General features: G+C 52.8%; 22 protein-coding genes and 1 rRNA gene. 6 read left to right on the top strand and 17 right to left on the bottom strand.

Going from position 1 to position 21,601, the window contains the following annotated elements; all coding sequences use genetic code 11:
* Positions 1-117: 117 nt before the first annotated feature.
* The 8 genes from pssA to AYW79_RS03170 form a co-directional block, all read right to left on the bottom strand.
* Positions 118-828: a CDP-diacylglycerol--serine O-phosphatidyltransferase gene (pssA, locus tag AYW79_RS03205; RefSeq protein WP_067561498.1), complete on the bottom strand. Its 711-nt coding sequence runs from the start codon at positions 826-828 to the stop codon at positions 118-120.
* Between the two features lie 53 nt (positions 829-881).
* Positions 882-1,931, bottom strand: a complete 1,050-nt coding sequence (disA, locus tag AYW79_RS03200; protein WP_067561748.1) for a DNA integrity scanning diadenylate cyclase DisA — start codon at positions 1,929-1,931, stop codon at positions 882-884.
* Between the two features lie 41 nt (positions 1,932-1,972).
* Positions 1,973-3,337 (bottom strand): DNA repair protein RadA, encoded by a 1,365-nt coding sequence (gene radA, locus AYW79_RS03195; RefSeq protein ID WP_067561745.1) that lies wholly within the window; start codon positions 3,335-3,337, stop codon positions 1,973-1,975.
* Positions 3,338-3,464: 127 nt separating this feature from the next.
* Complete coding sequence (locus AYW79_RS03190; protein WP_067561490.1) at positions 3,465-5,903, bottom strand: ATP-dependent Clp protease ATP-binding subunit; 2,439 nt, start codon at positions 5,901-5,903, stop codon at positions 3,465-3,467.
* A gap of 14 nt (positions 5,904-5,917) precedes the next feature.
* Positions 5,918-6,994, bottom strand: a complete 1,077-nt coding sequence (locus AYW79_RS03185) for a protein arginine kinase (RefSeq protein WP_067561488.1) — start codon at positions 6,992-6,994, stop codon at positions 5,918-5,920.
* 34 nt (positions 6,995-7,028) lie between these two features.
* Entirely contained in the window at positions 7,029-7,538 is a 510-nt protein-coding gene (locus AYW79_RS03180; RefSeq protein WP_335339635.1) for a UvrB/UvrC motif-containing protein, read from the bottom strand.
* 57 nt (positions 7,539-7,595) lie between these two features.
* Positions 7,596-8,072: a CtsR family transcriptional regulator gene (locus tag AYW79_RS03175; RefSeq protein WP_067561485.1), complete on the bottom strand. Its 477-nt coding sequence runs from the start codon at positions 8,070-8,072 to the stop codon at positions 7,596-7,598.
* 55 nt (positions 8,073-8,127) lie between these two features.
* Positions 8,128-8,820 carry an HAD family hydrolase gene (locus AYW79_RS03170; RefSeq protein ID WP_067561483.1) on the bottom strand — a complete coding sequence of 231 codons (693 nt, stop codon included), beginning with the start codon at positions 8,818-8,820 and terminating at the stop codon, positions 8,128-8,130.
* Positions 8,821-8,965: 145 nt separating this feature from the next.
* On the opposite strand from AYW79_RS03170, the gene AYW79_RS03165 reads away from it, so the two are divergent.
* Both AYW79_RS03165 and AYW79_RS03160 read left to right on the top strand, forming a co-directional pair.
* Entirely contained in the window at positions 8,966-9,538 is a 573-nt protein-coding gene (locus AYW79_RS03165) for a TetR/AcrR family transcriptional regulator (protein WP_067561481.1), read from the top strand.
* 46 nt (positions 9,539-9,584) lie between these two features.
* Positions 9,585-10,979 (top strand): methyltransferase domain-containing protein, encoded by a 1,395-nt coding sequence (locus AYW79_RS03160; RefSeq protein WP_067561479.1) that lies wholly within the window; start codon positions 9,585-9,587, stop codon positions 10,977-10,979.
* 94 nt (positions 10,980-11,073) lie between these two features.
* Here AYW79_RS03160 and rrf read toward each other — a convergent pair.
* From rrf to AYW79_RS03145, 3 genes are all read right to left on the bottom strand, one after another.
* Positions 11,074-11,190, bottom strand: a 5S ribosomal RNA gene (gene rrf / locus AYW79_RS03155).
* A 33-nt stretch (positions 11,191-11,223) separates the two neighbouring features.
* Complete coding sequence (locus AYW79_RS03150) at positions 11,224-12,297, bottom strand: AI-2E family transporter (protein ID WP_067561477.1); 1,074 nt, start codon at positions 12,295-12,297, stop codon at positions 11,224-11,226.
* Between the two features lie 102 nt (positions 12,298-12,399).
* Positions 12,400-12,774 (bottom strand): hypothetical protein, encoded by a 375-nt coding sequence (locus tag AYW79_RS03145; protein ID WP_067561470.1) that lies wholly within the window; start codon positions 12,772-12,774, stop codon positions 12,400-12,402.
* 179 nt (positions 12,775-12,953) lie between these two features.
* Here AYW79_RS03145 and AYW79_RS03140 point away from each other — a divergent pair, with 179 nt between their 5' ends.
* Together AYW79_RS03140 and AYW79_RS03135 are read left to right on the top strand one after the other, a co-directional pair.
* Entirely contained in the window at positions 12,954-14,156 is a 1,203-nt protein-coding gene (locus AYW79_RS03140; RefSeq protein ID WP_067561468.1) for an MFS transporter, read from the top strand.
* A 27-nt stretch (positions 14,157-14,183) separates the two neighbouring features.
* The gene (locus AYW79_RS03135) at positions 14,184-15,380 is read left to right on the top strand and encodes an MFS transporter (protein ID WP_067561466.1); all 1,197 of its coding nucleotides are present in this window, start codon (positions 14,184-14,186) and stop codon (positions 15,378-15,380) included.
* Between the two features lie 82 nt (positions 15,381-15,462).
* Here the strand turns inward: AYW79_RS03135 and AYW79_RS03130 are convergent, their stop codons facing one another.
* Positions 15,463-15,996, bottom strand: a complete 534-nt coding sequence (locus AYW79_RS03130; RefSeq protein WP_067561464.1) for a YceI family protein — start codon at positions 15,994-15,996, stop codon at positions 15,463-15,465.
* A 239-nt stretch (positions 15,997-16,235) separates the two neighbouring features.
* Between AYW79_RS03130 and AYW79_RS03125 the strand changes: the two genes are divergently transcribed.
* Entirely contained in the window at positions 16,236-17,384 is a 1,149-nt protein-coding gene (locus tag AYW79_RS03125; RefSeq protein WP_067561462.1) for a glycoside hydrolase family 18 protein, read from the top strand.
* A 98-nt stretch (positions 17,385-17,482) separates the two neighbouring features.
* Here AYW79_RS03125 and AYW79_RS03120 read toward each other — a convergent pair whose 3' ends face one another.
* The 5 genes from AYW79_RS03120 to AYW79_RS03100 all read right to left on the bottom strand — a co-directional run bounded on the left by AYW79_RS03120 (position 17,483) and on the right by AYW79_RS03100 (position 21,091).
* Positions 17,483-18,469: an aldo/keto reductase gene (locus AYW79_RS03120; protein WP_067561460.1), complete on the bottom strand. Its 987-nt coding sequence runs from the start codon at positions 18,467-18,469 to the stop codon at positions 17,483-17,485.
* A 154-nt stretch (positions 18,470-18,623) separates the two neighbouring features.
* Positions 18,624-19,853: a cysteine desulfurase-like protein gene (locus AYW79_RS03115; RefSeq protein ID WP_067561456.1), complete on the bottom strand. Its 1,230-nt coding sequence runs from the start codon at positions 19,851-19,853 to the stop codon at positions 18,624-18,626.
* Positions 19,854-19,968: 115 nt separating this feature from the next.
* Positions 19,969-20,331: a fluoride efflux transporter CrcB gene (crcB, locus tag AYW79_RS03110; RefSeq protein ID WP_067561454.1), complete on the bottom strand. Its 363-nt coding sequence runs from the start codon at positions 20,329-20,331 to the stop codon at positions 19,969-19,971.
* Positions 20,328-20,768, bottom strand: coding sequence for a fluoride efflux transporter FluC (locus AYW79_RS03105; RefSeq protein WP_231877907.1), 441 nt, complete (start codon positions 20,766-20,768; stop codon positions 20,328-20,330). The genes crcB and AYW79_RS03105 overlap by 4 nt, the downstream gene beginning before the upstream one ends.
* Before the next feature lie 80 nt (positions 20,769-20,848).
* Positions 20,849-21,091 (bottom strand): S1 RNA-binding domain-containing protein, encoded by a 243-nt coding sequence (locus AYW79_RS03100; RefSeq protein ID WP_067561449.1) that lies wholly within the window; start codon positions 21,089-21,091, stop codon positions 20,849-20,851.
* Positions 21,092-21,309: 218 nt separating this feature from the next.
* On the opposite strand from AYW79_RS03100, the gene AYW79_RS03095 reads away from it, so the two are divergent.
* On the top strand, positions 21,310-21,601 hold a 292-nt coding region (locus tag AYW79_RS03095), incomplete at its 3' end, for a hypothetical protein (protein ID WP_156481929.1).

The raw sequence follows: 21,601 nt of genomic DNA, 5'->3' as shown, positions 1-21,601 counted from the left end.
ACGTATTCAGAATTACATTACCACGGAGAATTTGGTCGGTCAACAAAGCTCTATGGATTCTGAGAAGATCTGCCACACGCGTCTGAACACGCCTGTGTACAGGATAGCAAGCATTCCTTACAACTCCCTGTGAAGGCGATGAAAAAACCGCCCGAAAATCCGGTACGCGGCGCGCAGGTCGTGTAAAACACCGAAAATTCCATAGCCGGCCAACACAATCATCAAAAAAAGCGGGATAAACGAACGTTGAAAAATAAAAATAAACACCGCGAACAAAACGATGATCGGAATCGCCAAGTAAGAGACAGTCGGTGGGCCTACATGTTTAAAGTTTGGATACCGCGATTTACTCACCATGAGATAACTGAGTGAGAAAGTGAAAATTTCCATAAGCGGCGTGGGGATCATTTCGTGATAGAGCGCCAGTGCCGCAAGCAGACCACCTGCAGCGGTGATCGGCATTCCAACAAATTCGTTCCGGTTGCCTTTCAAAACGTGAAATCTCGCCAGACGCAAAACGCCTGCAATCACAAACGCGAGCGCGCCGAGAATCCCAGCAACACCGAGTCCGCGCAGTGCAACGACATACATGATGAGCGCCGGAGCCACCCCAAATGTGACCACGTCGCAGAGTGAGTCAAGCTGTTCACCAAACGCGCTCTCCACGCGAAGTGCGCGAGCGGCGCGACCGTCGAGCGCGTCTAGCAACATCCCTGCCAACACCAGGATTGCCGCCGTGCGCGGCATTCCATCGACAGTGAGCAATACGGCGGTCATGCCCGCGATGAGATTCGCAAGCGTCAGCATATTGGGAATCAGTCGGAACATAGTAAGCCTCCACGCGTAGGATGTGTCACAATCTTTGTGTGCGTCACTGCGGCTTACAAATTGCGCTCTAGATACACTTGCTCCTGCATACGTTTTAATCCTTCTTTAATCGAGCGAGCGCGCACAGCGCCAATCCCCTCCACCTCATCCAATTCCTCGACGGATGCTGAGACGATGCGCCCCAAGCTCTCAAACTCCTCTGCGAGATTCTCAATCACCGGTTGCGGTAAACGCGGAATTTTATGCAGAATGCGAAATCCGCGCGAGAGCACCGTCGCCTCAGACAGGTTTTGAACGCCTGTGTAACCGAGCAGTTGCGCCAATACCTGCCCATTCAACAGTTCTTCCGCATCAAGCTCATGCACTTCCGTCAATACCTGATGCGGCGTGAGCGATTGTTCTGGTCCAGCGTAATCTTTTACAAGCAAATACGCTTCCTCATCGACACGCGAAACCAGTTCATCGAGCTGCATCGCGACCAACCGCCCCTCCGTGCCGAGTTCGGTGATGTAGCGTTTGATCTCCGTTCGAATCCGCAGCACCATTTCAAACCGCTGCACCACGTTGACAACATCTTGCAGGGTTACCAATTCACCCATCTCAAGCGCCGAGAGATTGCCAAGCGCATTGTCAAGAACAGTCTTGTAGCGCTCCAAGGTTTGAATCGCTTGATTTGCCTTTGTGACGATAACACTCAAATCTTTCAAAGAATAGCGCAGGTTTCCCTGATACAGCGTGATCACATTTCGCCGCTGCGAAACACAGATCACCAGCTTTTGCGTATGCCGAGCCATTCGTTCAGCCGTGCGATGGCGCGTTCCCGTCTCGCTCGTAGGGATTGATGGATCGGGATTTAACTGTGTATTCGCGTATAGAATTTTTTTTGCGTCATCGCTCAGAATGATCGCACCATCCATCTTTGCGAGTTCGTAGAGACCAGCAGGTGTAAATTCGCAGTTAATCGCAAAGCCGCCGTCAACGGTGGAGAGCATTTCATCGTCACAGCCAACGATAATGAGCCCACCCGTTTTCGCACGCAAAACGTTGTCAACCCCTTCGCGAATGGGGGTTCCAGGCGCCACCATTCGCAAAATCTTCATCATGACCGCTTCTTTTTTCCCGTCATCCCGTTCCTTCAATCCATCTACCCCCCTATGGCATACCGAATCGCATCCGCCACGGTGTCGACCCCGATCAGTTCGAGATCGCGCACAGTCGACTCTGTTAATCGCGCTACACTTCGATTGGGGGCGATGATGCGAGAAAATCCGAGTTTGGCCACTTCCTGAATGCGCTGCTCAAGCCGCGTGACGGCGCGTATCTCACCCGTAAGTCCAACTTCACCGATCACGACCGTTCCCGGTTTCAATGGCTGGTCGCGAAAACTCGACGTGATGGCGAGACAAATCCCCAAGTCAATTGCGGGTTCCTCAATGCGCAAACCTCCCGCTACATTGACATACGCATCTTGACTTTGCAAATAGAGTCCCACCCGTTTTTCGAGCACCGCCATAAGCAGAGTGACGCGCTGATAATCCATCCCTGACGCCATTCTGCGCGGTTGCCCGAAGGCGCTTGTCGTGACAAGCGCCTGAATTTCGGCGAGCACTGTACGTGTCCCCTCAAGGCTTGCGACAACCGCCGACCCGGCCGCGCCTTGCGTCCGCTCCTCGAGGAAAATCTCCGAAGGACTCGCGACATCCTCCAATCCGCCGCCTTGCATGTCAAACACACCGATTTCATTCGTCGAACCAAAGCGATTTTTAACGGCCCGCAAGATACGAAACCGGTGATGGCGATCCCCCTCAAAATAGAGAACAGCATCCACCATGTGTTCCATCAATCTCGGTCCCGCGATCGTCCCATCCTTCGTGACATGTCCGACGATGCATGTCGCGATCTGCGCCTCTTTAGCAAACCGCAAGATCTGCATCGTACACTCCCTCACCTGTTGCGGACTACCGGGCGCACTAGGAAGTGCAGAGCGAAACATCGTCTGAATGGAGTCGATAACTAAGAATATCGGTTGGATATGCTTTACATGCTTTTCAATTTGATCTAAATCCGTCTCCGCCAAAATATAGAGCGATTCTGCGAAAGACCCCAATCGCGCGGCCCGCATTTTCACCTGTTGAGGTGACTCTTCTCCCGTAACATAGAGGGTGACGCCCCCCTCTATTGCGATGCGGTGCACCGTCTGCAAAAGCAGTGTCGATTTGCCAATCCCCGGATCGCCGCCGACTAAAAAAAGCGAACCCGGAATGATCCCACCGCCGAGCACGCGGTCGAATTCGTGACTGCCAGACGAATACCGGTCCATCTTTTCCATATGTACATCTTGAAGCAACACTGGAGAAGAGAAACTCGGCAGACGCGCACTCGGCGATGCCTTGCTGTCGATCTCCTCAACCATACTGCCCCACGTGCCGCAATTCGGACACTTTCCCATCCACTTCGGGCTTTCCGCCCCACACTCCGCGCAGACAAACTTCGTTTTTGTTTTTTTCATTGTGTCACCACTATACGCCTTGATTTTTGTCCTCACCATAGCAAATTGGATATTTCCCACCCAGTCAAATCAAGAACAAAATGCCGTGGGCGTCCCCACCCACGGCGTCGAATCAACCCGGTGTCGCTCAGCTTCCGACAACCTCTTTCGTTTCGCGGATCACACGCAATCCGCCCTCCGGATCAAGATCCATCGTAACGTGATCGCCCTGTTTGATCTCCCCGCTCAACAGCGCCTCCGAGAGACGATCCTCAATGTGGCGCTGCATCGCGCGCTTCAGTGGGCGCGCGCCATACTGCGGGTCAAACCCTTCCTTCGCCAAGAACGCTTCAGCGCCTTCTGTCAGCGTAAAATCGAGACCATAATCGTGAAGGCGCGCACGGAGCTCTTCCAAAAGTAGTTTGACGATCTTCGAGATGTCTTGCTCTGCGAGCGAGTGAAAGACGATTAAGTCATCAATCCGGTTTAAGAATTCCGGTCGGAAGGTTCGCTTTAACTCTTCCATCACTTTGTCTTTCATGTCGTTGTACTCGTTCTCGCGATTATTCGTAAATCCGAGTGGCCCACCTTTTTTGACCATCTGCGCGCCAACGTTTGACGTCATGATGATCACTGTATTCCGAAAATCAACCGTTCTCCCTTTGCCATCCGTCAATCGACCGTCATCCAGCACCTGCAAGAGAACGTTAAACACCTCAGGGTGCGCCTTTTCAATCTCGTCGAGCAACACCACGGAATAGGGTTTCCTGCGAACCTTTTCCGTCAGCTGTCCACCTTCGTCAAACCCGACATAGCCCGGAGGCGCTCCGACAAGCCGCGCTGTGGTGTGGCGTTCCATGTATTCGGACATGTCAATCCGAATCATGGCGTCCTCATCCCCAAACATTGACTCCGCAAGCGCCCGCGCCAATTCCGTTTTCCCAACACCCGTCGGACCAAGGAAGATGAACGACCCGATCGGTCGCTTCGGATCTTTCAGACCCGCCCGCGCCCGCCGAATCGCGCGCGCCACGGCTTTGACCGCCTCATCCTGTCCAATGACTCGCTCATGCAGCAATTGTTCCATGTTGAGAAGCCGCTGCGTTTCCCCTTCAGCCAACTTCTTGATTGGAATCCCCGTCCAACTAGAGACAATTTCCGCAATATCCTCTTCTGTCACAGCCACATCGTGTGAATCCTGCCGCTGCTGCCACTCCATTTTCCGGCGCTCCAGCTCATCTCGAAGCTTCTGCTCCTGGTCGCGCAGCGAGGCGGCCAACTCAAATTCTTGCCCCTGAATGGCCGAGTCCTTCTCAGAGCGAATCTCTTCGAGTTTTTGCTCGGCCTCTTTCAAATTGGGCGGCGCAGTATACGTGCGCAGCCGCACGCGCGAGCCTGCTTCATCAATCAAATCGATCGCCTTGTCAGGGAGGAAACGATCCGTGATGTAGCGATCTGAGTAGCGAACCGCCGCTTCCACCGCTTGATCGGTGATTTTTACGCGATGGTGCGCCTCGTAGCGGTCACGCAAACCGAGCAGGATCTGAATCGCCTCTTCCGTCGAGGGTTGCTCCACCTTGATTGGCTGGAAGCGCCGCTCAAGGGCTGCATCCTTCTCGATGTGCTTGCGATACTCGTCAAGCGTTGTCGCTCCGATGCACTGAAGCTCACCGCGTGCAAGCGCCGGTTTCAGGATGTTTGACGCGTCAATCGCGCCCTCTGCGCCACCCGCGCCAATCAAGGTGTGCAACTCGTCGATGAAGAGAATCACATTCCCCGCATTGCGAATCTCATCCATAATCTTCTTCAATCGATCCTCAAACTCACCGCGATACTTGGTTCCCGCAACCACGGTTCCCATGTCGAGCACCATGACGCGCTTATTGCGAAGCACCTCTGGAATTTCGTTGGTCACGATGCGTTGCGCGAGCCCCTCTGCGACCGCCGTCTTTCCAACGCCCGGCTCCCCAATGAGCACAGGGTTGTTCTTTGTGCGTCGCGAGAGCACCTGGATCACGCGCTCAATCTCTTTTGCACGTCCAATCACAGGATCGAGTTTTCCGTCTTTCGCAAGAACAGTCAAATCGCGTGCGAGTCCGTCGAGCGTCGGCGTACTCGCCGAAGGTGTATTATCCGAGCTTGCTTCTGGGGCGTCCGAACCAAGTAACTGTAAGACTTGCTGGCGCGCCTTGTTCAGACTGATGCCAAGGTTTGTGAGCACGCGCGCGGCAATGCCTTCCCCCTCGCGAATCAGGCCGAGCAGGATGTGCTCTGTGCCAATGTAATTGTGGCCGAGTTTGCGAGCCTCATCCATCGAGAGCTCGATCACCTTTTTCGCGCGCGGCGTATACGTCGTGCCTGTCGCATTGCCCGTTCCGCGCCCGATAATCTGCTCTACTTCGCGCTGAATCTTTTCTGCGCTGAGGCCAAAGCTGACGAGCGCTTTTGCCGCAATGCCTTCACCTTCCCGAACGAGACCAAGGAGAATATGTTCCGTGCCGACGCCAGGATGTCCCAGTCGCACCGCTTCTTCATGCGCGAGTGTAAGCACTTTTTGCGCGCGTTCCGTGAATCGATTGAACATCATCTTCATCCCCTCCGTTATTGCAGTGAGCTCGATGGATCGGCGCGCAGCCGATCGCGAATCAGTGCGGCACGGCGAACATCCCGCTCCTCTGGAGTCATCGTCTGGCCCGCCGCTTTCTGTAGAGAACCCGGTTGCGTCGCTACCATCAACTCTTTTAGAATCCCTGCGGAAACGCCGCGAATGATGCCAAGATCAATGCCCAGACGCACATCAGAGAGCCGAGAGAGCGCCTCTTTGGAATCAATCTGACGCGCATACGCAAGAATGCCAAACGAGCGACATACGCGGTCTTCAAGCAACACGCGATTCGTTTGCAAAAGATGCTGACGCGCAGTTCGCTCGTGATTGATCAACTGTCGCGCGACTCCATGCAGGTTCCCGATAATCTCCTGTTCGGTTTGACCAAGCGTGATCTGATTGGAGATTTGAAATAGGTTCCCGAGTGCATCGCTGCCCTCACCATAGATTCCGCGAACAGCCAGTCCCACATGCGTCACGGCGGTCAGGATGCGGTTGATGTGCCCCGTCAACACGAGAACAGGCAGGTGCATCATGATGGACGCCCGCATCCCCGTTCCGACGTTTGTCGGACATGCCGTCAAATAACCTTTCTCTTCATCAAACGCATAGTCGATCATTTCTTCTAGTCCATCATCCAACTGATCGGCCAGACGGTACGTCGTCTCAAGTTGATACCCAGGCAACAGGCACTGAATCCGCAGATGGTCTTCTTCATTGACCATGATGCTCACTTCCTCATCAGGCCGTAAAAGAACAGCGCCACCCGATGATTCGATCAAGCCCGGACTGATCAGATGTTTTTCAATGAGAACTTGCTGGTCAACCTCTGACAGATCACGCATCGCAAACAGCTCAAAAGGTCCGAGCTTAGAAAGCGCACTGTGTTTTGCCGCGCGAGCCGCCGCCTCCAGAATCTCCTGCTTGTCTTGATCCGTTGCCAGCATCGGAAAGATGCGTCCACGCAGGTTTCGTGCGATACGCACGCGGCTACTGATGACAATGTCTGATTCGGGGCCATCATCCTTTAGCCACGTTGCGGAGTTTTGCGCAAGGTAGTCTTCAAGAGACATCCGATCACCTTCTTCATCCTGTCGAAATTTCTGCTTACTCCATCACACGCGTCTCAAGTTCGCGAATCTGATCGCGCAATCGCGCCGCCTCTTCAAACTGCTCTTGCTGGATGCGCGTCTGAAGTTCCTGTCGAAGACGGGTCAGTTCGCGGCGATAGGCGATCGTGCCCCCTTGTCGCTTTGGTACCTTCCCCACGTGTTGATTGGAGCTCTGAATTTTTTTGAGCATCGGATTGAGACCCGGCGCGAACGCCTCGTAACAATGCGCGCACCCGAATCGTCCAATCTGAGAGAACTGCGAAAACGTAAGACCACACGATTCACAACGCGTCTGTGATGACCCGGCCCGCTGCTTCACAGCAGGATCAAGGTTCATCAGTCCCGACAGCAACTGATTGACAGAGAACGCGCCTGTCATAAATTGATACGCGGCGTATCCCTTTTCTTTCGCGCAGGTCTCACAAAGATGGAATTCATTTTTCTCGCCCTGCACAATCTCGGTAAAGTGAACGGTCGCCGTGCGATTTCCACACTGCTCGCACATCACAGCGATCACCTCCTGACATAACCCAATCGAGCAACTCACGTGTGGCTCGATGTACTATTCCATTTCTTCTCCATCATGCGTTAAAACAGCGACCAGCATCGCCACAAAGAGACGTGCCCGTAACTCATCGCGTGCCGGCAGTGGCATGTGAATCACGTCCCTCGAAAGCACCGCACGCATCATTTTTGCCTCGCGCGCCGTCAAGATCCCGTCTGACTCCATGCGCCAGACAATGCCTTCTGCTTCGCGCTGGCTAATCTGAGAACCGATGGCGCGCATGATTGGATCCAGTTCCGAGTGCGCTTCGTCGGTAACTCGGCGAATCCGTATATATCCTCCACCGCCACGCTTTGACTCGATCACATAACCCCGCTCAAGTGTAAAGCGAGTGGCGATCACATAATTGATTTGTGAAGGAACACAAGAAAAGAGTTGCGCCAATTCGTTTCGTTGTAGATCGATCATGCCATTCTCACTGTCTTCAATCCTCTTGAAGAGATAGGCTTCGATCTGATCAGCCGTACTTTTCACCCATCCCATCCCTCCCTCTTGAAAATCAGCAATTTGACTTTGACTATCTTTGACCTTATGGCTTAATCATAGTACGACGTGCACGTGGTGTCAAATTTAAAATTTCGTCGAAACGATGAACTTGATCATCAGCCATGCGCCATTCTTCAAGCGATCCAAACCCGTATTGACACGCAACCGTATGGATTCCGTGCGCCATGCCAGCCGCGATATCCGATGAGCGATCACCGACCATCATCGCGTGTTTATGGGGATTTTCTTTTAACAGCGCGCCAACAAGATCCGCTTTTTGTGCGACACGCATGCCGCCCGCGCTCAAAAGTCCACCTTTGAAATAGCGAGAGATACCGAAGTGATCTGCTATTCCCTCGATGTAGCGCTGCTGACCGTTGCTTGCCACGGCACAAATCGCCCCTTCCTTTGTCAGTGTTTCCAAGGTGCTTTCAACACAATCATAAAGTTTCCCGTATCCTCTTTTTAACAAAGCGAGTTCTTCTTCAAGAAGAATCGCGTCTGCCACTTCCAACTCGTCCTTTGTCAAACGTCGACTGTATAACACTTCCCAAATCTCTTCATGAACGCGGCCGAATGTTCCTACAATCTCCCCATCCGTCACGTCCATTGGACATTTCACTCCACGCGCCTCAAGACGGACAAAGGTTTCCCGAAACGCTTTTACGGCGAGCCCCTCCGTCCGAAACAGCGTTCCATCCATATCAAAGATGTAAAGATTGCCTTCTCTCTGCATCCACCATTCCTCCATGAACTAGATTCAACCTCTTAAAACGAACCGCCTTTCATGACACCATCACCCAATTGACGCATCACTCAATTGACGCCTTCACACGCATGTTGGTAGACTGAGGAAAATGAATGTGTGAGAAGGTACCCTTTTGGCCACAAACAAGTATGACGAAATCGCGCAAGCTGCCATCACCCTTTTCAACCGAAAAGGGTATCACGCCACCTCTGTTCAAGATATTGCCGATGAAGTAGGCCTACAAAAAGGCAGTTTGTACCATTATATCAACAGCAAAGAAGAGTTGTTGCTGGAGATCGCCACAAAATCCATCAATGGATTTTGCCGCGATCTCGAAGCCGTGTGCGAACAAGCATCCTCCGCACAGGAGAAACTTGAGCGGGCAATCCTACACCATTTTGATATCGTCATCGGCCACCTTGAGATGACCACCGTCTTACTTCGCGAGGCCTTTTTCTTAAGCGATGACCAGCATCAACTCATCAAAGATGCAAACGATCGCTATCTGAACCTATGGGTACAAATTATCCGAGAAGGGGTCGCCACACGAGAATTTCGAGGCGAGGATCCACGCTTGACTGCCCTCTCCATTCTCGGATCTTGCAACTGGGTCTATCGCTGGTATAAAGCGGATGGAAAAAAGTCACCGCAGGAGATAGCACGCTACTTTTGCGACCTGCACCTGCGCGGAATTCTCAATCGCTGACCGCGGGTCGCATCATCGATACCGTTCAACTCAGGAGGCATTTTTCATGGAATACACGCTACAGACTGATGCGAGTCTATACTCTACAAGCATTGTAATTCTGACTCACAACCAACTCGTGCACACGCAGTTATGCATTCAAAGTATTCGCGACTACACGTCAGATGTCGACTATGAGATCATCGTCATTGACAACGCATCGACTGACGGAACGCGCGAATGGCTACACGCCCAGCCGGATCTGATCGTTCAGGAGAATCTAATAAATGTTGGATTTCCAGCAGGATGCAATCAAGGCATACAGCTTGCGACGCGAAATAATATTCTTCTCTTAAATAATGATACAGTCGTTACTTCAAAATGGTTAAAACGCATGACAGAGGTCTTATATGAAGATGAATTCACTGGTGCCGTTGGTCCAATCACAAATAACTGCAGTTACTATCAAGCAATCCCAGTTTCCTATTCATCGCTCGATGAAATGCAACAATTCGCAAAGGATATCATGAGTGATGCATATGGCAGATCAGAATACCGTTTAAAACTTGTAGGATTTTGTATACTTATCAAACGTTCGGTGATCGATACAATTGGCCTACTCGACGAACAGTTTTCTCCCGGAAATTTTGAAGATGATGATCTATCCTACCGCATGGTTCAAATGGGGTATCGCCTCAAACTATGTCGAGATGTATTTATTCATCACACAGGCTCTGTATCCTTCGGAAAAGAACAATCTCTTTATCACCAACTACTTACCACGAACCAGGCAAAATTCGAAAAAAAATGGGGATTTAACACAACGTATTCTTCATTTATACGTTATGAACTTCTGCAATTGCTCGACCAACATGATTCGAGCGCCCCGCTTCGCGTCCTTGAAATTGGCTGTGCATGCGGTGCAACCCTATTAGAAATTAAAAATAGGTTTCCACAAGCCGAACTATACGGAATTGAGTTAAATCCCCATTCTTCCGCTATTGCCGAAACATTCGCGAAGGTTCAGGCGATGAACGCAGAAGAACCCCTCTCATACCCTCAGGATTTTTTTGACTATATCATCTTGGCTGATGTACTTGAACATTTATATGATCCTTGGAAAGTGCTTGCTAATCTGAGGAATTATCTAAAAGTGGGGGGATATGTACTCTCAAGTATACCCAACTTGATGCATGTTAGTGCACTACGCAGTCTCATCAACGGACAATTCACCTACACAGATGCAGGGTTATTAGACCGAACACACATCCGTTTTTTCACACTCTATGAAATTGAACGCATGTTTGTTAACTGTGGATTCATAAACCGGTTATACAGTTCTACACAAATGCCAATTTCGGAAAATGACCAAATTTGGATTGCAAGCCTTATGAAGCTTTCAATTCATACTGAGCCAACGCAATTCAATGTCTATCAGTATCTCGTCAAAGCAGAAAAATAACATGCATTAGCAAAAAAGCACCTGATATCGAAGTCAGGTGCTTTTTTGCTACCATTTGAAGAAAAAAAGCGACACCGTGAGGTGTCGCTCGTTTGTCTGGCAACGTCCTACTCTCCCAGGACCCTGCGGTCCAAGTACCATCGGCGCTGGAGGGCTTAACTGCCGTGTTCGGGATGGGAACGAGTGTGTCCCCTCCGCCATCATCACCAGGCAAGAGTAAGCATACACGATTTGTAAGAAAAGGTCAAGATCCCCCATCATTTCGCGAAACGTGAAGATGGATCTGCGTGTAGACCACCTTGATAACCGCAAGGATGGGCACCGCGAAGATGAGTCCCGTGATCCCGCCGATCTCGCCTGCCGCCATCACGCCAAGCAAAATGAGCAGCGGATGTAACTCGATCGTTTTTCCCATAATCATCGGGGAGAGCAAATTTCCTTCCAACTGCTGCACAACCAGATTCACAAGCAAAACGTTAATAAACATTCCTTTAGAGATGCCGATGGCCATGACGAGCCCGGGCGCGGCGCCGATAAACGGCCCGACATACGGAATGATATTGGTGAGCCCCACCACCACCGAGAGCAGTAGCGCATTTGGCATGCGCACGATCATCAGACCGATGAGTGTGGCAACCCCCACCAGCGCCATCACGAGCAACTGACCGCGCACATACCTTCCGAGCGCGTGGTCAACCCCCTGCAAAATGCGCACGACCGTCTCACGCTGTGAACGCGGAAAAAGGCGCACGAGCAACAATTGAAAGCGACTGTAATCCTTTAGGAGATAAAAAACAAGAAACGGGATGACAAACGCAGACACGATCCCTGTGATCAAATCCCGCACACCGATAAGCGTGCCAGATAGCCAAGCTGCAATGCCGCCTTCGGCGCTTGAAAGTGCCTTTTCAATACCAAGTCTGACGCTATTTGGAAGGACGCGCGTGGCGATTGACATGTGATCGATCGTCTTGTCAACCATTGTCACGTAGCCTGGCAAATACGTGATGAAAAGTTGCATTTGATGAAGTAAAAGCGGAATGGTGCTAACCAGTAACAGCAAGATCAACACGAGAATCATCGTATAGAGCATGAGAATCGCGATCGTGCGCGGAACGCGGCGTTGCTCGAGCAGATCGACGGATGGGCGCAACACGTATGTTGCAATGATCGCGAGCAAAAGCGGGCCAATCACCGCGCGCGCGACCGCCCAGATGTCAGTGAAAAATGCGCGCAGATGCCCCAACAAAGCGATGTCGCAAAGCACGAGCAGCGTCATGACCGCAATAAACAGCAGGCGGGATCGCCGCTCCGTCATGTGCCATCCCCCCTTATCACCGCGCTGTGCGTGGCCGGCGATTCTAGGGTATGCGAAATCAGCGCTTTCTAGACAAGCTGCGCGCGAAATCTGCGTTCACGCTTAGGGCGATGGCGGTGTGGGTTGGTGATGCTGTGCGGCGGGATCCGTATCCAGATGTTCATCCTCTTGGTGTGCCTTCTTCACGTCTGCCGATACCCCTGCTTGACGCTCCGCCGTTTCTGCAGCCGTCGGTGGAACGGGCAACACGAGATCTTCTGGTTTTACTTCCCCGCTTTGCGGACTCACCTCAAAGAGATCCACATCACTCGCGTTTGCTTCACTTTCTCGGTCCCGTAGCGCATCCTCGCGCATGCGCTGACGATCACGGATGCGCGCCATGTAAGCATCGGATGCGCGACGCTGTTTCATCTGCAGAAAAAATACGAAACCAAGCGCAAGAACTGCGAGTATCGCGCGATCCTGGGTGAGGATCATGAGACGTCCCCCTTTTTCTTCTTCTCGTGATCATAGCATGTTCCATCTCACGATTTCTCGCCATGTCTTACAATTACAAAAAACGCCAATCTTTGCATTGACAGTCCTAGGAAACCGAATTACACTCTAGTAAAAATGATCGTTGTTACTCCGTTGTAACACAAATTAGGAGAATGAACTTGACCGAAAGCGCGTACACCTCAAAGCACTGGATCATTTATCTCGGACGTTTTGTTTCGCAAATGGGAGATCGTATCTATATGATTGCCCTTAGCCTTTTCTTGGTAAAACACGGCGAACAGCTTCTGCTGCTGTGGTCGATCCGCATGCTTGTTCCCTTTTTCTTCTCCTATTTTTCAGGAACGCTCGTCGATCGCTTCGGGTTTCGAACCGCAGCGCTCTCTGCCGATCTCCTCTGTGCAATCTCAACCGCGCTCATTCCGCTCACCCTCGGCACCCCCTTTCTCTTTTTTCTCGTCGCGCTCAACACATTTGGCACGGATACGTTTACCAATGCGTTTAACCCATTGATAACGAGCATCACAACAACGGGAAACCGCCACCGCGTCAACACGATGACAACAACGTTTTCCTATGTGGCGATGGTGTTTGGCCCATTGATCGGCGGGTATCTCGTGATTTCGGGAGACACGTTTCCTTTTTATGCTCAGTCGCTCTCGTTTCTCTTGTCGGCCGGCTCGCTTCTCCTGCTCCGCCTAAACGTGCCTAAACCGGCGAGTGGATCGCGTAAATTTGCACTCGCGACGATCAAAGAAGATTTGCAACTCGCTGTTTCCTATATGAAAAGATCAACCCTCTTAAGAAGGATCATGACGATTATGATTATCATGAATTTGGGCGCAGGGGCGATCGATGCGTACGAAGCGATTTATATTACCAAAGGAGTCCATTTAAACGCAACGGGTTACTCGATCTTTCTCGCCATTAACGGACTTGCGTTTGTCGTTTCCGGCATGATCAACATGCGTTTGGCAAAACGAATCACGCCAAGGCAATCCATGGCGATTGGCGGCTTGATCACGCCCATTGGCATTATCACTTATGTGCTTGGGCACACGCTGGCTACTGTCGGTGCAGGGGTTGCCGTGATGGGGCTTGGGATCATGTCGATGATGACCGCGTCGCGCACCATACGGCAAAACCTCATTCCTATCGAAGTCCAAGGTCGCGTGCTCGGCGCGCTCGCCACCCTTAACATGACCGCAGGTTCGATCTCCGTTCTGGTGGGAGGGGCGCTTGTTCCATTTGTACCGATTCGCTCGATCATGATCGTCTGCTCCCTTTTCTCCGTAATCGCTATCCCTGTTTGCCTCAGCGTGTTACGATTGAACCAAGAGGCCACAGAACCTTTGGCAGCCTGATCGAAGCACACGCGAAAGGAAGATGAAATGGCAGCGAACCCCACGACACAGGGCGCACCCCTCAAGCTTCAGAAAAAACAGGTGTGGACCCTCTCGGGTGCACACCTGTTTAATGACCTGATGACGACAGGCATCGTCCCGGCACTTCTTCCGCTCTATAAAGAGGAGTTTCACCTCTCTTACATCGGCGTTGGCTTCATCGTGCTCGCATCCTACCTGACGTCGTCCGTCATGCAGCCACTGTTTGGCCTTTATACGGATCGCCATCCAAAGGCATTTTTTTTACCACTTGGCGTCACGCTCTCAGGTGTGGGTCTCAGTTTGACAGGCTTTGCGCCATCCCTGCCATGGCTACTCATCGCCATCGCCTTCTCTGGGTTAGGCTCAGGCGCATTTCACCCCGAAGCGTCGCGCGGCGCTCATCTCGCGTCTGGACCTGTCAAAGGGATGGCTCAGGCGATTTTTCAAGTTGGAGGCAATATGGGGCAAGCCTTGGGACCCCTGATGATCCCACTTTTTCTCTTTGCAACAGGCGTCCAAGGATTGCGCTACTTTATCATTCCTTCCGCACTGATTGGTTGGATGACCTTTCGCATTTTGCCCTGGTATCGCCGACGCATCGCAGAAGAGCGCAGCAAGGCGCGCGAAATCACAGGAAAAAATCAACCGCTCGGGTTGACACTGCTCGTCATTGTCGTCATTCTACGCTCTTTTGCGCAAATCAGCCTTTCCGGTTTTCTGCCCTTCTACTACCTTCACCACCATTTGAGCTTAAACGTCGCAGAACTGTTTACATTCCTCTTTCTCGCCGCAGGTGCGTTGGCCACGTATGTCGGCGGCACGCTGAGCGACCGCTTCAGCAAAAAACAGCTGGTACTCGCATCGGTCGCACTCGCCATCCCATTCGCGTGGTTATTGCCCCACCTTTCTGGCTGGATGGCAGCCATCGATCTCTTTTTGCTCGGCTTTACCATTCTCTCTTCGTTTGCCGTAACGGTTGTCTATGGTCAGATGCTCCTGCCGCGAAACATTGGCATGGCGTCAGGCCTGATCATCGGATTTGGCGTCGGGGCGGGCGGTATCGGCGCGACACTGCTCGGCGTTGTCGCAGATCGCTACGGCATTCCATTTATTTTTGATTTGATCGTATGGTTGCCGGTTACGGCGACACTCATTTCCATCTTTTTGCCATCTGACGCAAAGAAGGCGACACCTGTAGCGTGATCCATCGCAACATCAAGATACGCAAAAGGCGACCGGGTACATCCCCGATCGCCTTTTGCTTTTCATCAGGAAAATCAGCCAATCACGCCTGTTTTACAAACTCCAGCTCTATGTTCAACTTGATTGCATCACCGACGAGTACGCCGCCTGTCTCAAGCACCGCGTTATACGTTAGACCAAAGTCAGAGCGATTTATCGTACCCGTCGCAGCCACGCCAATGCGCTCATTGCCCCACGGATCTTTAGCAGGACCTTCAATCTCACAGGTGAGTTCAATCGGACGCGTTACGCCTTTGATCGTAAGTTGCCCCTTCAAGGTGTGTGTATTCTCACTCAATTTTTTCACACTGTCCGACACGAATTCGATCGTCGGATACGTGTCTGCCTCAAAGAAATCCCCTGAGCGCAAATGGTTGTCACGATCTTCGTTTGCTGTGTCAATGCTCTTCGTATCCATTTTCACTGAAACCTTTGCATCCGTCAGATCTGTAGGATCTGCCGTCACCTGCGCCTCAAAGGTTTTAAACGATCCACGCACGTTCGAAATCATCATGTGCCGAACAGAGAAAGAAATGTGACTATGTGCTGTATCAAGTGCCCACGTTGTTGTTGCCACGAAAAAACCTCCCTATTATTTTCGAATGTTCACTGCTTCGTTAAATGCTCAACTCCATCATACAACGACCCTAACACAAAAAACAAGTAGATAAAAAAAAAGATGTAACGAAATGTGCTGTAGTATTTTACTTATTCCGTTACCGTTGATCACGTCACGAGCGCCAACGCGACAGAAAAGGAACATCACGCTAGGCATTCGCATACGTTGTCGAGACGAACGCACAGGAGGAAACCGTCGTGATCATCCATATCGTGTCCCATGGCGACACGCTCTACGCACTCTCCAAAGAATACCACGTTTCACTCGACACGTTGATTCACATGAATGGACTGACAACGCCTGATGAACTGGTCATCGGTCAAGCGTTGATCATTCCGTCTGAAAACGTCAACAAGGCAACTTTACCAATGATCGAAATCAATGCGTATTACACCGATTTTGGCGCAAAAGGTCAAAACAACCTTACACAGGTGGCGCACGATCTTACGTATGTCAGCCCCTTTAGCCACCAAGCGACAGCGCAAGGCGCGATCCGTCCGATCGAGACGTCGAGTCTCCTTCTGATCGCGCGCAATCATCATGTGATGCCCATGCTCGTCCTCACAAACTATGCAGGAAGCATGTTCAGTTCGGACGTGGCTCATGCCATTCTTAACACGCCCGCCGTGCAAGACACGCTGATCACAAACGCGCTCGAACTCATGCACAGCCAGGGCCTAAAGGGGCTCAATATCGATTTTGAGTACCTCTACCCGCAAGACAAGGACGCCTACAACGCGTTTTTGCGAAAAGTCGCCACGCGAATCCACCAGGCAGGCTTCCTTCTCTCCACGGCGCTCGCGCCAAAGACATCCGCCAATCAGCAAGGCTTACTCTATGTCGCGCACGATTATCCTGTCCACGGCGCATTGTGCGATTTCGTGGTGCTCATGACGTATGAGTGGGGTTGGGCGGGCGGCCCGCCGTGGGCGATTGCACCGATCAATGAAGTGGAAAAGGTGCTCAACTATGCGGTCACGGCGATTCCCAAGCACAAGATCGTGATGGGCGTGCCTACGTATGGACGCGACTGGACACTCCCTTTTGTCAAGGGCAAATCGCTCGCCGAGACGTTTGACCCACAAGTGGCTGTCGAGCGCGCCGCGCAATACAAAGTTGATATTCAGTACAACACCACGTATCAGGCGCCGTTTTATCGCTACGTTGACGCGCAGCATCGCGCGCACGAAGTGTGGTTTGAAGATGCGCGCAGCATTCTCGCAAAACTGGATCTTGTCAAACGCTACGGACTACGCGGCATCAGCCTGTGGACGATGCCCGCTGATTTTCCGCAACTCTGGCCGGTCATTGAAAACAACGTAAACGTTCGCAAACTCACGTTTTAACAAGGTACGCCAAGACCGACGCAACGTAGGCAGACACGCAAAAAAACCAGGCAACTGCTCCACTGTAGCGTGGATCGGTTGCCTGGTTGCGCTGAGTCTCAGCGATTGACGCTACGCATACCTTGTTCCGGGTAACGCGTACCCTCCGCGACACCGACAGGCGCAATCGCAGCGATGGACGCGAGTTCCTGCTGTGTCAAATGCACCGCGACACCTTCGACGTTTTCTTCGAGGTACTTGCGCCGTTTCGTCCCGGGAATTGGCACGATCTGCTCCCACTGCGCAAGCAGCCACGCGAGTGCCAATTGCGACGGCGTGCATCCTTTTTGCGTCGCCAAATCGCGAATCCGTTCGACGAGCTGCAAGTTTTTCGCGAAGTTTTCTCCTTGAAAACGCGGCGAAAAGCGGCGATAGTCGTCTTCTGCCAAATCCTCAAAGGTGCGAATCTCACCCGTCAAGAATCCGCGGCCAAGCGGGCTGTACGGGACGAACCCGATCGAGAGCTCGCGGCACGTCGGCAGGATCTCGTCTTCCACGTCCCGGCTCCACAGCGAATATTCCGTTTGTAGCGCACTGATCGGGTGCACGGCGTGCGCTTTTTTGATCGTTGACGCCGCCGCCTCGGACAACCCGAGAAACCGCACCTTGCCTTCCTCTACAAGCCTCGCCATCGCGCCCACCGTCTCTTCAATCGGCACATCCGGGTCCACCCGGTGCTGATAATAGAGATCGATCGTCTCAATCCCGAGTCGTTTCAAGCTGTCATCGCACGCCTGGCGGACATAGTCAGGGTGTCCCGAAACACCAAGAAACGTTCCGTCTGGCGCCCGGCGATTGCCAAACTTTGTCGCGATAATCACCTGATCGCGGTGGTTTTTTAGCGCTTTGCCAACGAGTTCTTCATTACGTCCAACACCGTACATATCCGCGGTGTCAAAAAAGTCGACGCCAAGCTCAAGCGCGCGGTGAATCGTCGCGATCGACTCTTGGTCGTCTCGCCCAGCGTAAAAATCAGACATTCCCATGCAGCCAAGACCGAGCGCGGAGACGGTTAAGCCTTGTCCGCCCAATTTGCGTTTTTCCATCACGAGAACCTCCTTTTTGTATGTAGCTTACCTATTATAGCATTTCGATGTACGAAACGCCTGCAATCGATCCACCTGGCGAAGCTCCTATACGCGTATACAACGTGGCCATGCGATTCACGGCATTTTTCGCATGCCAGATCACGCCATGGCGCTACCGCGCGATTCGCTCTAAGGCATTCAGGTAGCGATCCACCTCTTCTTGCGTATTGTACGGCGCAATCCCGGCCCGCACAAAGCCGCCACAGGCGTTTACATCGAGCCGATCAGCCAGTGTACTCGCATAGAAATGGCCATCCGCCACAAAAACACTCGCTGTCTCCACCACTTGCTCGCACACAGTGCGCGCATTCTTCCCATCGACCGTGATCGCAAGCGTCGGCGTTTTAGGGATTCCCTCTTCTGCCGAAAAAAGCCGCACACCACGAATGGCCTGTAACCCCGCGCGCATGTGACGCGCCAGACTGTCCTCATACGCCTCGATCCGTTTCATGGCAGAAATCATCTTTTCACGCAGCGTCGTCCCGTCGCCAAGGCTTGCCAGAAAATCGAGCGCGCCGCCAATCCCCGCGATCCCTTCGTGGCTCTGCGTTCCCGTTTCAAGTTTGTCCGGATCATACGTTGGGGCTGGGTCCAGTTTGTAAACGTCGATTTGCGCAAACAGCACCTCGCGAATCGCCGCAACGCCGACGTGCGGGCCAAAGAACTTATACGTTGAACACAACAGGATGTCAGCGTCCAAGATTTCGCGGTCAACGGAAAAATGCGGTACTGCATGCACCGCGTCAACCACCACGAGCGCCCCCACCTCATGCGCGCGCTGTGCGATCCGTCGCACATCCGTTATTGTGCCGACTGCATTGGAGGCAAGTCCCACCGCGACCACTCTCGTGCGTGGGGTAATCGCTTCATCAAGACGATCAAGATCGAGCGCGAGTGACTCTTCATTCACCCGTAGCCACACCGGTTTTGCGCCGCGATCGCGTGCCGCCGTGAGCCACGGGTCAACATTTGCCCGATGGTCAAGTTCCGTCACGACAATCTCTGTCTGCGCATCCCACGTTCTTGCGAGTGCACGCGCTATGGCGAACGTAAGGGTTGTCATGTTGGCGCCAAATGCGATCTCCGACGGTTGCGTATGAAGAAGTGCCGCCAGTTTTGTCTTTGCGTCTGCGATGGTCGCTTCCGTCTCAACGCTCGTCGGAAAGACGCCGTGCAGATTCGCGCCGCCGCGCGCCATGTAAGAGGTCATCGCATCAATCGTCGATTGCGCCACTTGCGACCCGCCAGGTCCGTCAAAGTAGGCGACACGCTGGCCGTGATACAGACGCTTCAGCGCCGGAAAATGCGCGCGAACCTCATCGATTGGAAAAGAGTCACTCATCCCGCCATCCCCTTTGGCCCATTTGAACAAACGATTCTCGCTTATTCCTATTCAATAGGTTAAGGGTAGTAGACACAGCGCGTCTTGGCAAGTAATTCCTAAGTGACGCCACAAATTACAAGCGTGAACCGACCCACGCGCCAAACAGTCCGACCACCAGACTCGCGAGCAGATAGGCGACCATCGTTTTCACAGCGCGCCGATCGCGCAGTGTTGCGCTCTCAAACATCCACGTGGAAAACGTGGTGTACGCCCCAATGAACCCGATGCCAATGGCGCTGCGTAGCCAGTAGTCCACAAGGTTGTTCGGACGCGCCGCCGCATAGACATAGCCGAGTAAAAACGCGCCTGTGATGTTGATGAGAAATGTCGCGACGGGAAAGCCTTTTTTAAAGCGTGCGTTGATCTGATTGGTGATAAAAAAGCGTGTGCACGCGCCAAACATTCCGCCGATGGCAACGCCGACCCACTCGATCATCCGATCTCCCTCCTCTCGCCGCCCAGATGGCTTCCGAGCAGCGCTATGAGAAAGCCGCCGACAAGGCTGAGGACCACATAGAGAAGTGCGGTTGCACTTTGCCCATGCATGAGAAGCGCGTTCGTCTCAACGGCAAACGTGGAAAACGTGGTATACGCTCCGATGATCCCCGTTCCAATGCCCGCGCGCAGCCACTGCGGCACCTTAAAGCGCCAGATGGTGACCGTGTAAAACCACGCCAGCACAAAGCTTCCTGACCAATTGATCAAGAGTGTCGCCAGCGGAAACCCGTGCACGGGTGGCACCGCCACCTCGAGCAGTTCGCGCAAAAGCGCCCCGATGACCCCACCGACTGCCACTGCGCCGTATTGGCGCGCGACATCCCCCCGCAAAGACAGATCGCGCGACGTTTCTTCGCGTTTTTTCTCCTCAGCCAACACCTGACACACCTTTCGTTGATCGAAGTTGTCTCTATCGATCTGTCGCGCAACCGACTGGCCACGCCTCTATTCATGCCTTACGTCAGCGTCCCATCCACGTCCACCCGGCGAACGGAACACGCCCAAACCCCATCCTCCATCTTCTTTACAAGACGCACGCGCACCAAATCGCCAACGCCAAGCGAAACCGTCGGGTGCTCAATCTCGTACCACGCGAGTTCTGCGAGTGGCACGAACGCGCGAATGCCTTGATGCTCCACCCACGCGCCGCGCTGATCGAGCGCAACCACGCGCGCCTCCAGGCGATCTCCCTGTTTCACACAACTTCCTCCTCTAGGTGTTGCAGTCTCTTTAGGTTTTGCGATCGTCGCGTCCCACTCGATCTCAGCAAAAAACCCCCACAAGCGCCACAGAGTTTCCTCCAAGGACACTTGTAGGGGCTATCATCCCACGGCCGGGCTTATGCGAGCTCCATCGCGATTCAATTACTTGAATGATACTGTCTCGCATATACATACGTCAACACAGGAGGTGTCCCATGCTGATCGCCACCAGTTTCATCGGCTCGCTCATCGGCTTTCTCGCCTACTACCAGATGTTTGCACGCGTCGCGCACGCCCCGCGCCACATCACGATGCGCGCCTCCATGATCAACTGCATGGCGCTCGCCTTCATCTTCGCGATGCTGATCGATCTGACCACAGGGAGCAAACTGCTCAGCGTCATCCTGCCGATCGTGACCATCTGCGCGCCTGCGATCTGGATGCTAAAATTGCAAAGTCTGCTCGACGTCGTCGAACTGCTCATCGGTTCGCTCATGAGCGTGTCGA

The organism is Ferroacidibacillus organovorans (assembly GCF_001642725.1).
Lineage (GTDB): Bacteria > Bacillota > Bacilli > Alicyclobacillales > SLC66 > Ferroacidibacillus > Ferroacidibacillus organovorans.
This window is presented reverse-complemented; position numbering and strand designations above follow the sequence as displayed.